Origin of the sequence: Pseudomonas tremae (genome assembly GCF_023278125.1) — a bacterium.
Taxonomy (GTDB): Bacteria; Pseudomonadota; Gammaproteobacteria; order Pseudomonadales; family Pseudomonadaceae; genus Aquipseudomonas; species Aquipseudomonas tremae.
Window position 1 is genome coordinate 4,789,337 of the sequence record NZ_CP066270.1, and the last position, 15,269, is coordinate 4,804,605.

The 15,269-nt window shown below is 59.4% G+C and carries 9 protein-coding genes; 2 read left to right on the forward strand and 7 right to left on the reverse strand.

Features of this window, described 5'->3' with window-relative positions; all coding sequences use genetic code 11:
* The first annotated feature begins 1 nt into the window (after position 1).
* Positions 2-640, forward strand: coding sequence for a BUD32 family EKC/KEOPS complex subunit (locus I9H09_RS21655; RefSeq protein ID WP_005888443.1), 639 nt, complete (start codon positions 2-4; stop codon positions 638-640).
* A gap of 46 nt (positions 641-686) precedes the next feature.
* Here the strand turns inward: I9H09_RS21655 and I9H09_RS21660 are convergent, their stop codons facing one another.
* The 7 genes from I9H09_RS21660 to I9H09_RS21690 are packed head-to-tail and all read right to left on the reverse strand — an operon-like array spanning position 687 to position 8,817.
* Positions 687-1,862 (reverse strand): membrane protein, encoded by a 1,176-nt coding sequence (locus I9H09_RS21660; RefSeq protein ID WP_024690415.1) that lies wholly within the window; start codon positions 1,860-1,862, stop codon positions 687-689.
* Positions 1,852-2,625, reverse strand: a complete 774-nt coding sequence (locus I9H09_RS21665; protein WP_005888439.1) for a hypothetical protein — start codon at positions 2,623-2,625, stop codon at positions 1,852-1,854. Before I9H09_RS21665 ends, I9H09_RS21660 begins: the two co-directional genes overlap by 11 nt.
* Positions 2,626-2,656: 31 nt before the next feature.
* The gene (locus I9H09_RS21670) at positions 2,657-3,613 is read right to left on the reverse strand and encodes a glycosyltransferase family protein (RefSeq protein WP_122347243.1); all 957 of its coding nucleotides are present in this window, start codon (positions 3,611-3,613) and stop codon (positions 2,657-2,659) included.
* 30 nt (positions 3,614-3,643) lie between these two features.
* Positions 3,644-5,053: a PIG-L family deacetylase gene (locus I9H09_RS21675; RefSeq protein WP_122347242.1), complete on the reverse strand. Its 1,410-nt coding sequence runs from the start codon at positions 5,051-5,053 to the stop codon at positions 3,644-3,646.
* Entirely contained in the window at positions 5,050-5,946 is an 897-nt protein-coding gene (locus I9H09_RS21680) for an antimicrobial resistance protein Mig-14 (RefSeq protein WP_024690411.1), read from the reverse strand. The genes I9H09_RS21675 and I9H09_RS21680 overlap by 4 nt, the downstream gene beginning before the upstream one ends.
* A complete protein-coding gene (locus I9H09_RS21685) occupies positions 5,946-7,076 on the reverse strand; it encodes a glycosyltransferase (protein WP_005888429.1) in 1,131 nt (376 codons plus the stop codon). Before I9H09_RS21685 ends, I9H09_RS21680 begins: the two co-directional genes overlap by 1 nt.
* Positions 7,060-8,817: a carbamoyltransferase family protein gene (locus tag I9H09_RS21690; protein WP_005888427.1), complete on the reverse strand. Its 1,758-nt coding sequence runs from the start codon at positions 8,815-8,817 to the stop codon at positions 7,060-7,062. The genes I9H09_RS21685 and I9H09_RS21690 overlap by 17 nt, the downstream gene beginning before the upstream one ends.
* Before the next feature lie 301 nt (positions 8,818-9,118).
* On the opposite strand from I9H09_RS21690, the gene I9H09_RS21695 reads away from it, so the two are divergent.
* Entirely contained in the window at positions 9,119-15,244 is a 6,126-nt protein-coding gene (locus I9H09_RS21695; protein WP_236502252.1) for a membrane-targeted effector domain-containing toxin, read from the forward strand.
* The last annotated feature ends 25 nt before the right edge of the window (positions 15,245-15,269 follow it).

Here is a 15,269-nt window from a genome sequence, read left to right on the forward strand (position 1 = left end):
GATGCAAGCGCTAGACCACGCCCACTACCTTGACCTGGTTCAAGGTGCCGAAGTGCTTGAAGCCGACGGCACGGGCGATAAAGTACTACGTCTGCGTGACGGGTCGATGTTGAAATTGTTTCGGCGCAAGCGCCTGGTCAGCTCGGCAGCCTGGTATCCCTATGCCCAGCGCTTCGCAGACAACTGCGTGACACTGGCCAATCGTGATATCCCCTGCCCGCGCGTACTCACGGTCTGCCGAATTGCCGAGATAGAGCGCGACGCCGTCCATTACGAACCGCTGGCCGGTTACACCCTGCGCCAACTGCTGGGCAGCGCGCTCGCCGATGACAAGCTGCGCACGCAACTGGGCCGTTTCATTGCCAGCCTGCACGAGAAAGGGGTCTACTTTCGCTCGGCCCACCTGGGCAACGTGATTCTTACGCCAGAGGGCAACCTGGGCCTGATCGATATCGCCGACATGAAGACCTACCGCCACTCTTTGCGCAAAAGCCTGCGCCTGCGAAATTTCAAGCACATGCTGCGTTATCAGGAAGACCGTCAGTGGCTGCTGGACAATGGTAACCCGGCATTTCTGGAAGGCTACATGAGCGCTCAGACCCTGTGTCGCACTGGTGAGCTTACCCAGGCAATGATCTGAAAAAATGGCCGCTCAAAAGGCAGCCATTTTTCATCAAGCGCTGATATCAGACAGCCGCAGCACGTTCCAGTCGATACGTCTGCACCACACGTCCCAGCACCATGGTCGCCGGCAGCAACACCAGCACCCAGAGTTCGTCGGGGTTGCCCACCAGCTGGCCGCCGTCGAAATTGAGCATCACCAGCGCGCACGCCAGGTAGAGGCCCCAAGCGTCGCCTTTGCGCAAGGCGTTCCACAGCGTCATTGCCATCACCACCAGAAACATCACCAGCGAAGCGGCGCCGGTATAAAGCCCCAGCGACACAAAGATGTTGTGCGGGTGCTGAATCGGTATGCCGCCAGTCAGTGTCTGAGTGGTATAGAAATCGACACCACAGCCTAGCAGCCAACCGCAGCGACGCCATTCGCCGGTCATGATTTCAAACAGCTCGATGCGGTAGGAGTCGCCTCTGACCATCAACAAGGTCACCCACTGCTCATCCTTCACGAACCAGAAGCCTGCCGCCGCGACGATACCCAGCACCACCAGGGCCGCGACGGTGCGCAACGGGAATCGGTAGATCGAATACACAGTGCAGGCAAAAAACAGGAACCCGGCACCCACCAGAGCGGTGCGCGTCTGGACGACGAACGCCGTTATCACCAGCGTAAAAATGACGCCGCAGACCGCCTCGGCCCAGCGTTGCTCTCTGGCCCAGAGTGGCAGGGCCAGTGCAAGACTGCACACCAGCCAGGCGCTGGCGTAAATCACGTTTTCCATGCGCCCCGGCAGGATCGCCACGCGCTGGCCGAAGATGAACTGCCCGGTCACCCAGCTGTGAATCGAGCTGAGCAGGATGTACAGACCGACGGCCCAGAACATGCCGCGCACGAAAAGCCCGCGCCGGAAGAAGCCGTTGTCTGCGATACCGGCAACGACGAAGACAAACAGGCTGACGTATATGATGTGCTTGTAGTACTGAAACTCCTGCGCCTGCAGCGCCGGGACCAGAAAGCACGCCATGAACACAACCCAGGCAATGCCCAGCGGTTTGGCAAATACATCCGCGCCACGGTACTTGATCAAAAAGAACAAGCCCGGCAAGGCCGTGAGTGCATAGAACAGGTTATTGGTGATCTTGGCTGACGAGTTGAGGATAAAACTCAGCAGAAAGACAACAATCGCTGCGGTGAAATACGCTTGTACTTTGCTGCTGGGGATTCTGATACGGTCAACTGACATTATTGAGCAACCAACCTGCTACGAGACCTGCGAACACCGCCACGATCAGCTTGACGCGATCCCGGCGCTTGCGACGCTGTTTATCCAGCCGCTCCTGCGGCACCACCACATGCTCACCGAAACCGGTGTGCAACACGGCATCATTTTCCAGAATCAGAGCGTAACGGTTTTGCGAAGCGAATAATTGTGAAAGTTTCTTCTCTCCACCGTGGCCAGAATAAGGCGCATGCTGCCGGTAATCGGCCAGCCGACGCAACCCGGGGTTGAATGAAAACCCCTGCCACTCGGGCTTGCTCGAACCGAGCCGGTAAAACGGAATACCATCGACCACTTCGCGCTCATTCAGGTAGACATAAGGGCTGTGAATGCGCAGGTCGTGATTGTAGCTGCGCAACCAGACCTGCAGCGCCTGCGGGTCATGGGTGAGCAGGGTCATCGACTCTTCGATGAAATGCGGACGGTAGAAATCCCAGTCATCTTCGCAATGGAAAACCCATGACGTCTCGACCATCGAATAGGCGCTATCGACCGAGCGCATCTGCCCCAGCTTCGGGTTGTTGATGATGAACCGAGTGTGAGGACGCCAGTGTTCCGGAATGCACGCCTCGACCTGAACATCACCCGAGTCTTCGGTAATCAGCACCTGGCGTATGGGCGCAGTGTTGAAACGGTCGAACGTCTCCAGAGTGCGCTTCAACAAGTCGAAGCGACCACAACTGGTTACGACCAGTGTGATGTCGCTGTTTTCGCTGAAAACCATCATTCGTTCCCGCTCATTGAATATTCATAAAACATCACCAGCCCCAACGTGACCGCAAGCGATCAACCCAGCTGGCGGCTGGCATGCCGCGCAATGGCGCACGCATGGCCTCCACAATCGCATTGCCAAGGGCATGGAATGTAAAGCGTTCCTGAACCAAAGTCTGCCCGTTACGCGAGATTTCGCTGGCAAGTTCGGCGTTATCCCGCAATTGTGCCAGTTTTTCACGCAGTTCGGGAATGTCGCGGTAGAGCACGATATTGCGCATATCCTCAAAACCCAGTGCGCGGTTTTCTTCAGCACCCTGGTCAAAAGCGAACAGCACACACCCGCAGGCCATGGCTTCGAAATTCTTGATCATGTATTCGCCCATGCCGACATCGGCACTGACGAAAAAACGGATCCGGTTCAGGGTGTCGCAATATTCTTCCCCGGACTTGGTGCGCGTTACCAGCAGGTTTTCGACCTGTCCCAACTCATCCAGCAGAGCCTTGCGGCCACTGTAGGCGACGCTGTTGGTGCTGCCGACAAACGCCAGCTCGATGTCGCGCTCGCGGCTTTGCAACTGCAGCAGGCTCTGGTCATAGCCCTTAGGCACAAAGACTGCGTCGAAGCCCTCTTCACGCAGGCGTTCGCTGACCATGAACCCCGAGCAGATAACTCTGGCCCACGGCAGCTTGCGGTAGTGCGCGCTGAACTTGCCGGTGTATTTGCAAGGGATGTAGTTCTGGTAAGCGTCGTGCTCGAGGATGACCAGATTGGGAATCGTGCGGATGAACGCGACCTGGCGCACTTCCTGTTTGAAACGCAGAAAAAACACGATCCGGTCGTAACGGCCGACGTCCACTTCGCGACGGAAATAGCTGCGCAGGTTGCGCTGTTCGTCGGAACTCAGCCAGCGCACATCGCATTCGCAATGGGCGGCGATGCCCTCGTAAAGACGGTCCAGAATGGCACGCTGCTCTTTCTGGACCAGAAGTAGGACTTTCATGGTTTTCCTTGCAGTACTGCGCCTGCTGAATCAGATATCACGGCTGCACCAGAACAGCTCGTGTCGTCGCACAGCTTTACGGAAGAATTCGTTTTCACCTTCGGCCGGCCAGCGCCGCCCCGCCAGAACGCGCTGTAATGCACGGCGCATGCGGCGCTTGAAAGGCATGCGCGGCAGCAGGTCATGCATCATGCCCAGCGCCATCGCCTTGTCCCGTTGCGTCGCCACCGACAGCTGAAGGCTGTAAGGCACCAGCGGCAATCGGGCATCGAACACCGGGGGCAGGCTGATACCTGTGTACGCATCGCCCATCGGCCAGCGGTCATTGTCATGCAGGTGGTTGGCGTAACCGAGTATCAGCTGCGGCTGCCACTCAAGGCCGACCAGCGCCTCACGCACTGCTGCCTGGGCGCAGATATGATCGGGGTGTGGATCAATGGCCGGATGCGGCATGACAATTACTTCGGGACGGGCCTTGAGGATCAGCGCGCGCAGGTCGGCGAGCAGGTTGTTCCAGGTCGGCTGGCCGTCGTCGCCGGGCAATGGCAGTGTGTTGAATTGGCGGAATAACCGGGTATCGGTCAGATCAGCCTCTCGCGAGCCGACAGGCACATCCGGCGCCGCCTGCATGGCAGGCAGTTGCAGGCAGAAATAGCCCAGTTGCACACACTGCGATTCCGGCACGCCACCCCAACGGGCAACGGCGATACTGTCCCATGCCCGCAAGCGGCCTTTCATGCGCGCAGCCTCGGCGCGCTCCATACCCATCTGCTGATAATGTTCGGCTTCAATTTCACCGGCAGTCAGCGTGACAATCCACGCTTCCTCGGCTTGGCTGTACAACCCGAAAGCGGCAAGTTCGGCATCGTCGGCGTGCGGCGCGATGACCATGACACGCTGTTCGCGTGCATCCGGCTGGCGAAACAGCCAGAGACGCGGCGTGCCGGTCAAACGGCAGAAACGCCCACGCAGGTGCAGCGCACCGGCAGCCAGTGAATCCCCCAGACCAGTCAGGTTCAGGTACCGAACGCCGCCGACGCCGCGCTCGAAAGCCTGCCGGTCCTGCACATCAAACCCGCGAAGCTCGACGAACGGATCGAGAAAACGGCCCAGCCACGTACTGTCGATTGTCAGCGCCAGCACCAGCGTCTCGTCGCCGGTCAGTGACAGCGGCGCTTCCAGCAACAGCTTGCCACCCTGCAGGCGTAAACCGGGCACTTCGGCATCGGCCGGAAAATTGTACTGATAGTCATCGGCTGGCGAATAAAACAGATGGTCGGCGAACCACGCCTCGTGTGCGACCCATGCGCAAACGGCCAGAAGCGGCACCAGCCACCAGGCCACCAGTGCGCCAAGCACGATAAGCGCCAACAGCCCACCCAGCAGCACCAGCCGTTTGTTACGGCGATGGCGCTTGAGCAATTGCTGCTTGCGGCTCAAATCTGGAACACCGGAACGGGATTGCACCATCGATCCTTATACTCGCGGTCGGCACGGCCAAAGGAAAAACGTAGCGACTTGCCCAAGGCGCGAGCGTCTTCCCAGGCGGACTGGGTGTTGACGAAGCTCAGCACGCTGCCCGGACTGAAATCCCGGGTTTCAGGATCTACGCCGCCATTGACGTACTCGACGCTGACCCACTGCGGCGCTTCAACGCGATACACCAGTTGAATGGCGACCGGGGCATCGTTGAGAAACACCACAGAGCCGATCAGCAGTTCGCGCAGCAGTTCGATAACCTCGGCCTTGTGCCGGGCGCCAGTGGCCGCAAAGCCCCAGCGACGCTGAAACAGATCGCAATACATGCTTGCCAGTTCGGCACTGCCGAACTCGCTGACCGGCCGCACCGTACCACCCGCCTCTTCCAGCAAACGCAGTTCGCGACGCTGGTTGTAACGAAACTTTTTGGACAACTCTTCAGGCGTACGCGCCATCGCCAGCGATTCGGCCTGCGGCTTGAAGGTGCTGACCCGGCCTTCGTTAAGCGCGGAGACGTAGCGAGCCTGGTGGCGAACCGGCACCTGAACGTCTTCAGCCATCGGCAGAATCAGCTCGGCATTGCCCAGATCGAACAGACCTTTCTTGCCGTGACGTTTCAGCTCGTCCTTGGACAGCGCCATTGAGCGCCCCCAGGTAGCAATTGCTGCCTTCAACTCACCGCCCTGCTCCCACGCCAGATAGCGCACGGGTATACCGGCAAGCCCTGAAAGGCGCGCAACCACCAGCGGGTGCGTGGCGACACTGCCGCCAAAGCGTTGCCATGCCTGCTCGTAGGCGGCAGCATCGATTTGCACCCAGCCACGTTCACGCCAGCCTCTGAACCGGTTGAGCATCAGACCCCCGCCGTCAGGCTGGAGACTTGCGGCAAGCGCCAGAACACGTCGCGCACGGCATGGTCGGAAAACCGCTCGCGCAGACGCAGCAACATGCGTTCGGCACAATCCTGACGCTGCTCGGCATCCAGGCCCGCCATATGTACCAGGCCGTTTGCCAGGCTATGAATATCGCCGAGCGGGAACAACAGGCCGACATCCTCGACCACTTCCTTCGCGCCGCCGCACGAGGTCGCCACCAGTGGTACACCGGCGACCATCGCCTCCAGCAAAACCATGCCGAACGGTTCGTGATCCGAGCTCAGGGCGAAGACGTCGAACGCCTTGAAGTAACGGCGCGCGTCAGCCACCTGTCCGAGAAACAGCACCTGCGCGCCGATGCCCAGCTCCAGGGCGAGTGCCTTGAGGTCTTCTTCAAGACGACCCTTGCCGAGAATCACCAGCTGGCTGTTCTCGGGAAGATTGGGCAACGCCTCGGCAAAACCGCGCAACAGCGTGGCCTGATCCTTGTCGGGATGCAGACGGCCGACGTTGGCCACGATCCACGCAGAAGGTGAAAGCCCCAGCTCGGCACGCGCATCTTCCGGGGAAAACTGGCTGCCTTGCAGTTGCTCGATATCAATACGGTTGTACAAGGTCTGAATACGCTCGGCCGGCCATTTGGGCAGGCTGCTGCGCATGTCGTCACGAACGGCATCAGACACCCCGAGCAGGCTCAGGCGCTTGCGAAACAGCGTGGCGAACAGCTTGCGCGAACGGCGCTTGTAGTCGCCAAACGCATGGTGCACGCCGATCACCGGCAGACTCGTGGCCAGCAGTGCGATGTAGACCGGCTTGAAGCGATGCGCAATGCAAAAGCTGAAGCTGCGCGTGGCGGCGATCTTGCGCAAGTCACGGATGGCGCCCAGCTTCAGGCCACGAATGGCACTGGAGCTGTACTCCATGAACAGCACTTCGTCCGAACCGCAATCAGCGACCACATCGGGGTCGGCGGCACCGGTCAGAAATACCGTTGTGACCCGATATCCCTTGCCGGCGAACAGGCTGGCGTATTGCCGTGCGCAGTCCAGAAAAGGCCCGTCATAGCCATGACAGAACTGCAGTACGTGACGTTCAGCCGAGCGTGTCATAGGTTTCGACGCCCTCTTTGACCACCAGGATGTCTTCCATGATCAGGTACTCGAGGTCCGAGCCGAAGAACATGTTCAGGGCATCGGTGGGCGAGCAGATCATTGGCTCTCCTCGGCGGTTGAGCGAGGTGTTCAGCGACACGCCGTTACCGGTCAGGCCTTCCAGCGCCTTCATCATGTCGTAGTAGCGCGGGTTGTACTCGCGCTTGAGCACCTGAGCGCGAGAAGTCCCGTCTTCGTGGACGACTTCCGGCACGCGGGTCTTCCATTCTTCGGCGACTTCGAAGGTGAAGGTCATGAACGGCGCAGGGTGATCGATCTTGATCATCTGCGGCGCAACGGTGTCGAGCATCGACGGGCAGAAAGGCCTCCAGCGCTCGCGGAACTTGATCTGATGGTTGATGCGGTCGGCCACACCGGTCACGCTCGGGCAACCGATGATCGAACGACCGCCCAGCGCGCGCGGGCCGAACTCCATGCGCCCCTGGAACCAGGCAACCGGGTTGCCCTTGACCATGATCTCGGCAATACGCTCTGGCGTATTGTCGATCTGACGCCAGACCGGCTTGCTCGGGTGACGGGCGCAGGCCGCGATCACGTCCTCGTTGCTGTACGAGGGGCCGAGGTAGACGTGTTCCATCTTCTCGACCGGCACACCACGGGCATGCGACACATAGGCTGCAGCGCCCACTGCCGTACCGGCATCGCCCGAGGCTGGCTGAACGAACAGCTCCTTGACCTCGGGACGGGCAATGATGCGCTGGTTCAACTTGACGTTCAGCGCACAGCCACCAGCGAAAGCGATCTTGCCGGTTTCTTTGAGGATGTCACCCAGGTAGTGGTCCATCATCTGCAACGCCAGCTTTTCGAACAGCGCCTGCATGCTGGCGGCGTAGTGGATATACGGCTCATCAGCCACATCGCCGACACGCTTGGGGCCAAGCCATTCGATCAGCTTCGGCGAGAAGTAGAAGCCCTTGCCGTTCTCTTTATAGCGACGCAGACCGATGACGTTGGCCAGCTCGGTATTGATGATCAGCTCGCCGTTTTCGAAGGTAGCCAGACGCGAGAAGTCGTACTTGCTGGCATCGCCATACGGCGCCATGCCCATCACCTTGAATTCGCCGTCGAGCATTTCGAAGCCGAGAAATTCGGTGATCGCGCCGTACAGCCCGCCCAGCGAATCCGGATCGAAGAATTCCTTGATCTTGTGGATCTTGCCGTTTTCGCCGTAGCCGAAGAAGGTCGTGGCGTATTCACCCTTGCCATCGATGCCCATGATCGCGGTTTTCTCGGTAAAACCGGAGCAGTGGTAAGCGCTGGAGGCGTGGGCCAAGTGGTGTTCGACCGGCTCGATCTTGATCTTTTTCGGATCGAAACCCAGTTGCTCCAGGCACCAGACGATCTTGTTGCGATAACGCTTGTAGCGGCGGTTGCCCATCAGCAGCGCATCAAGTGCGCGATCCGGGGCGTACCAGTAACGCTTGGCGTAGTGCCAGCGTGCCTTGCCGAACAGGCTGATAGGGGCGAAGGGAATAGCCACCACATCGACGTCCGACGGCTTGATGCCTGCCTGTTCCAGACAGAACTTCGCCGACTCGTAGGGCATGCGGTTCTTTGCATGTTTATCACGAACGAAACGCTCTTCCTCGGCCGCTGCTATCAGCTTGCCGTCGATGTAAAGCGCTGCGGAAGGATCATGGCTAAGGGCGCCGGACAGGCCAAGGATCGTCAATGCCACTAGGGTCTAGCCTCTTTGTCTGCACACAGGCGCATCGCGCCCGAGAAAAGGTGTGCCCCCGCACAGCGGGCTGAGGGCAGCTAAAGGGCGGGATTATAACGTAATGGCCGAGGATTGGCTCGGCGGCCTGAAATGTCGCCGCTGACTCCCGCCAGGCGGTGTACGAAACGTCTCTTTCACTGCACTCAATATTTATCTACGACGTGCCGCCGCTTGCTTCTGATTAATTGAGGCCTTTAGTCGCTGGCCACGAAGGCCGCGCATCAAACCTCAGCGCATCAAGCGCAATGGAAAGCCTGTCATGACGCAAACGCTGCCCCTCTCATTCCCCGATCCATCTCCCCTGACGCCCGTTCCGCTTAAGCCCGCCGGCACCTGGCCTGCTGCTGCCGCTGCACTGCAAAGGCTCGATGAGCTGCGCACCGTTCTGGCCGGCGAACTGCAAGCGCTGCCCACACCTGCCGACTCCTTGCTGATCACCCTGGAGGGGTCTGACGTTTCGGAGCGCGAGCTGGAAATCTTCAGCCTGCTGCAACAGGTCGATGACTACTGGACAGCCTCTGGCGAAACCGGTGAAAGCCGCCGAGAGCGGCTTGTACCTGCCTTACAGCGAGCCCTGCGCGATGAAGCCTGTGTGCGCATCCACGAGCGCGATATCGAGAGCGGCTACCTTGTCTGCCTGCCCGACTCGCCCGATAACCCGCAAGGCGCAGCGCTCACCTATTCCTCACTGCGGCTGCAGTTGCATGATGACGAACAGGTCGAAATGGCTGGTGTGCTGGTAATATCCCAAGAGCAGGGGCTTACGCTGCTCATGCTGCCAGGCCTTGGCATCATGGGGTTTGCCACGCAACCCATGATGCTCGCACCCCTCGCACGCTGGCTTAACACGCCGACCCTGCGGGATGCGCTGCTGAACAATCTGGAGAAACATCATCAGGATCGACTGGCCGAGATAAACCAGGACGCCGACCTGTTTCTGGAACCGTTCACTGCCGACGACGTGCATTTACAGCCCATTACAAACGCACCCTTCACTCATGCTTTCGACAGGCTGCTCGACAAACAGCGCAACGACATCCGTTACGCCTGCGAACAGCCAGGCATCGCAGATAGCCAGACGCGCCAGTCGCTGATCAACGAGGCTATCAGCATGCCTGGCCTTTTTGGCCCTGCAGCAATGCTCGAACTGCGGGAGCTGACCAACACACAGCGTCAGTACCATCGGGCCATGCCGGAATGGATGAAGATTGCCAGCGAGGCCGACCTGCAGACTTATGCCGCACACCTGCAACGCTATGACGAAGCTCATACAGCGATGCTCAGTGTAATGGCCGGCGCTGCGTCCCCAGAGCAGTTTGCCGACATGCAATTGCGTGCGCGAATTGCCGATGACCTGGGCCATGACCTGGACCCACATGCGTTGACCATCGATACACTTCGCACAATACCGGCAACGAGCGAGACCTACAGCGTGAAACTCACGCTGGTCAAACTGGCACTCTACGGCCTGCATCCGGGTGACGAGGTTGCAGGCTCGAACTTCCTCGATCAGACCGTCATCACCCTCAATAGCCAACCGCTGGACACCGCGTACTCGTCCTTGAGCCCGGCCTACCTTGCAGAATTGATCGATGAACTCGACCTGCGGGCAAGTTTTGGCGATTTTCAGCGCACTGTCTGTCAGCAAGAGCACAGCCGGAAGACTCTACGCGCACTGGCGCGCTCCCGACTGACCACGCTTGGCTGGGCGGCCAGGATGCAGGGGCATATCCAGCCTGCTGATTTCACCATTGTCGCAGCGCTGACAAACCCGACAGAGCGGGCTTCTGATCCCGCATTAAGTGTGCAGCAGATCCGATTGAACGACAGCAGCTTGATGGCCAGGTTATTGGTGTTTCGCAAGCAGGACGCCCAAGGCCAGACGCAGCGGCTGATCCTGGTCGCAACCGATGCACCCGGACAGCAGTATTTCAAGGCCTTCGACACTGAAACCCAATTGCTCCACGAAGTGGTCGGCTGGACCGCATCGCCCTCAATGACGACCTATCTGCTCGATCAGGTAGAGGTCGCTGCCCGACCAGCCTTGGCAGAGCGGCTGACGGCCCTTGCGCTCAAGCCCCAGCCTTCGACAAATTTCATCCGGTTCATCGATCATGCCGACTGCGACTCGGCCCTGCTCGGTTTCATCGACGAACAAACTCGCGTGCTGCTCTCCGAAACCGCCCGCCACACCCCGGACTGGTATCTGCACGCCAGTCGCGCTCAGCGCCGTGAACTGCTGGCGCTCGAGCAAGCCATCGGCGGCGCACTCTACAACTATCAGGCCCAGCCGCACACACAGGTTCAGCCGTTCAAGGACTATGTACACCAGCGTGCCAGCCAGCAGATCGGCACCCTGTTGAACGTGCCTTCAGGCACAGTAGATCCTGACCTGATCGTGATCACCAGCGAGCGCGAAACACTGACTTACACACAAATGCTGCTCAATGGTTATGACGACAGCATCGACCCCATCCGCGCTGGCGCGGCCACCCACGCGACCTTCAGTGGCCCGACAGGCATCGACCTGAGCGCGCTGTCACCAGCAGCCGTAGCAGGTTCGGTACGCGGCCAGTGGCTGGCCGACGACTACATTGCCTTGATCAGAGGCACACTGCTAAACAGTGAAAGCGCTGGCTATGCCTACCGGCGGCAGTTCAGCGTGTTGATCACCCAGCTGCAGATGAAGGCTGCGGCACTGCGTAGCGTACTGAAGGGCCATATCGAAGCGGCGCACTATGCCTGGCTGAAACAATCGCTGGATAACGCCCACCTGAGCGACCCGGCATCACGCGAGCAATATCCGCTCTACCCCTTGCAAGTGCATGTAGATAAACCCCTTATTGGCTCGGGATTGAGCGATATAGACCAACTGGTTATCCCCAGCCCGTTACTCACTCACATAGAAACCGTTCAGGGCTGCCTGATAATCCTCCCGACCCGGATCCGACACGCTGCACTGCTCCACACGCCGCAGGCGCCTGACGGGATCGAGTTTCGTCTGTTCAGCGACTTCGTACGCTCGCTGGGCAGCGGAGGCATGATCGATTACTACAAGGACCGCTGCCGGATCAAGGCACGCAGGACGCTGGCGTTCTTCCTGCGCGACATGCAGCAAGGCAATGCCAACAAACCACCGGTCATTCCCAAGGCATTCATTTCAGACGTGGCCGACACCTGCTTCAACCGGCCGCTGGAGCGCCGGTTGCGTGACGTGGAAGAGACCACCACTGGCCGCAACGACATGCTGGCCAGGCTGATATGGATCAGTGTCGAAATCATCGCCACCGCCCTGACACTGCCCTTCCCGCCAGCAAGCTTTGCGGTTGGCAGTGTGCTTTCACTGCATGACAGCGGGCGGGCAATTGCCGCGCTGGCCGCCGGCGACCAGGAGCGCGCCACAACCTACATCCTGTCGGCACTGTTCAACGGCATCGGCGCGGGCAGCGATTTGCTGGTTGGCCTGAAAGGCTTTGGCGGCGTGCTGCATCAGCTTGAGCGCGGTAAGGGGCCGGCGCCGACAAAACGCGCGATCCAGCGGCGGCCTTCTCTGCCGCGTTACGAGGACTTGTACCCGGCAGAGCTGCAAGAACAGGTATTTCTGATCGGCAAGCCCAACACCAACGGGCACGCGGCTGTTTTCCACATACCCCACGTCACTTCGGCACCCCCGATTGCGACAGGCCAGTTCGCCTTGCGAGAGGCTGGTGGTGCCTGGCAGCCCCTTCTCCCCATCGCTGACGCCAGGCCTCGTGCGCCATCCGGGCTGCGCATCGAGCGGGCCGTGAATGTCTCACTGGATAACGTGCCACGCATCGCCGACGGCCACGCGAAAGGCCTGTATGCACTAGAAGGCAAACGCTACATCAGGTTGTCAGACAGGACCTTTCAGGTTCAATACGATGCGCAGCTGCGCTGCTGGCAAGTCATCGACCCGGCCAACCCATTCGCGTTTTTCGGCAAACAGCCGGTCAGGCTGGGTGATCAGGGGGAGTGGCTGCTCGTCGAGCGGCAGCGTCTGCCTGGCGGGGGCCTGGACGGGCCGGCGAGCTACCGGCCACTGCCTGAAGAGCCTGCTGGAAACTCGATCGATCTGCTAAGCGATTACGAGATGCCACGCGCCATGCGGGCACATCTGGACATCATTATCAGCAAGGACGTTTTTGACCCGACCGGCGTAGGCCTAGAAGCCTATTTCGAGAGCTATTTCACGCAAGTGCGTGAGACTTTCGCAGCACGTCGGGAAAAACTCTATCAGGACGCTCAGGCATTTTTTGCCCGATTCTCCCCGCCGCCCAAGCCACCACTGCCCGCCTATGACCTGCCCGGTAGCGTCGACACACTGATCAAACACGTGTTCGCCCACAACAACGGGCTGATCTTCAGCGAGGCACCTAAATCGGTGTCCAGCAAGCGTTTGCTCCTGTTGAACATGCCTTTGCTGGCAGAGCAGCGTGTCGAGATCCTGTACATCGAACACCTGCTGACAGACAAGCACATGCCCAAACTGGCTCGATACCGTCAACTGGGCAAGAAGAGTCGCTCAGGCTCCCATGAGCTCAAGTACTACCTGCACGACACCAATCGCGGAGCCCTGAATAATTCAAGCACCGAGTACGATTACTACCATCTGGTCAAGGAAGCCCATCGTTGCGGCATTGAGGTGCGTCCGTTCAGTTCGTCGATCAGCTACCCGTTTCTCGGCCACACGGTGCAGGCTGCTGCTGATGATTCAGCGGCCACCATAAAGATGAGCAACTTCTTTGGGCATAGACTCATCAGCCACGACATCCCGCCCGGCGCCTCGAAGCGCTGGGTGGCATTGCTTGACCAGAAAATAGCCACAACGCATGATCATGTGCCCGGCATTGCCGAAATGCACGGCGCAGTCAGTGTGCACGTACAGGACATCCCGGCAGGACGCCCGACCCGCATCAGGCAGGACGCTGGCTTGCTGCAGAGCGAAAACACCCCGAATCGCTGCGACTTCACCATTGCATTTGCCGACCCGGCGCTTACCGCCCCCCTGCCGTCGCCTGCCACCCCTCTGGACAACATGCTCATGCGCGAGCTTGGTAGCCCGACCGCTATCGCCGAAGGTGAGCAATGGGCAGGCGAGTACGGGTTCATCCTGAACGAAAACAATGCCTGGCAGCGCGTGGACCCGGAAGACTGGAGTGCCGACCGGCCAATGACAGCGATCCAGCAATCGTTGACTGACGCAACTTACGACATGCCACCGGATACCCGAACAACACTGCATACACTGGCGAACTTCGAAAAGAAGGGCCTCGATATGGAGTACTTCTTTGAAAACACCAAATTCGACACCGTTCGCCACACGTTCGGTCTGCGTCGCAAGAACCTGCAACAGGCCGCAGCGAACATCAGCGCAACAGCACTGCCACCTCGCCCGACATTGCCAGTTATACAGCCTCGGATAACCACTGCGGGGCTGCTTGAAACGCTCTTTCAGCACACCGATGGAGTTGTGGTAGGCGAGTCGCATTTTTCGGTGGCCAGTAAGAAGCTGATCATCGACAACCTGCCTTTGCTGTCGCAACAAAACGTCAAGACGCTGTACATGGAGCATCTGCTGACCGACCTTCATCAGGCGGACCTGGACCGTTTCCTCGAAACCGGGCAGATGAGCAAAACCCTGCTGCATGACCTGAAAACCCTGGACCGGGGGCATCTTACCGATCCGGACAAGGTGTATACCTTCGAACAGCTGATCATCAAGGCGCGGCAGCAAGGCCTGGAGATTCGGGCAATCGACTGCGCCAGCAGTTACCACCTCAAAGGCATAGCCAGTGAGGAATCCATCACCCGCCAGCAAATGATGAACTACTTTGCATCGCGCACGATGCGCAAGCATCAGGAGGTCATGGGGTCACACAAGTGGATCGCCTTGGTTGGCAATAGCCACTCCAACACCTATCAGGGCGTCGTGCCCGGTATTGCGGAACTGGAAGGCGGCATCGGCTTGCGGGTCGTGGACGTAGTGCCTGGGCAGTCCAAGGGCGTGATGGTAGACCCTGGAGAACTTGTTTCAGGGGATATCGCGACTTCCAACGTGTATCTAAAAGCCGATTATCGGGTGGAGATGGAGGTGCTACGCACTCGGACGACCAGACCGCAGAGCATCGAACAACGCCTGTTCAAACCGGGAATGTTCATGGTGCAGCAAGGCGAAGACAACCTGCAGACCATCCTGCATCGTGCACGCGACACGTGGGTTCACCGCACGCCGGTACACATCAATGCGGAGGGCAAACTGTATATCGAGCGTGTGCGCTGGCCGCGCCTGCATCTCAAGCCCTTCGAGGACATGGATGCACTGGTGAAAGCACTCGAGGCGATGAACCTCACCCGGGTCGACTGAGGTAGCACGCCGCCCGGAATGGGGC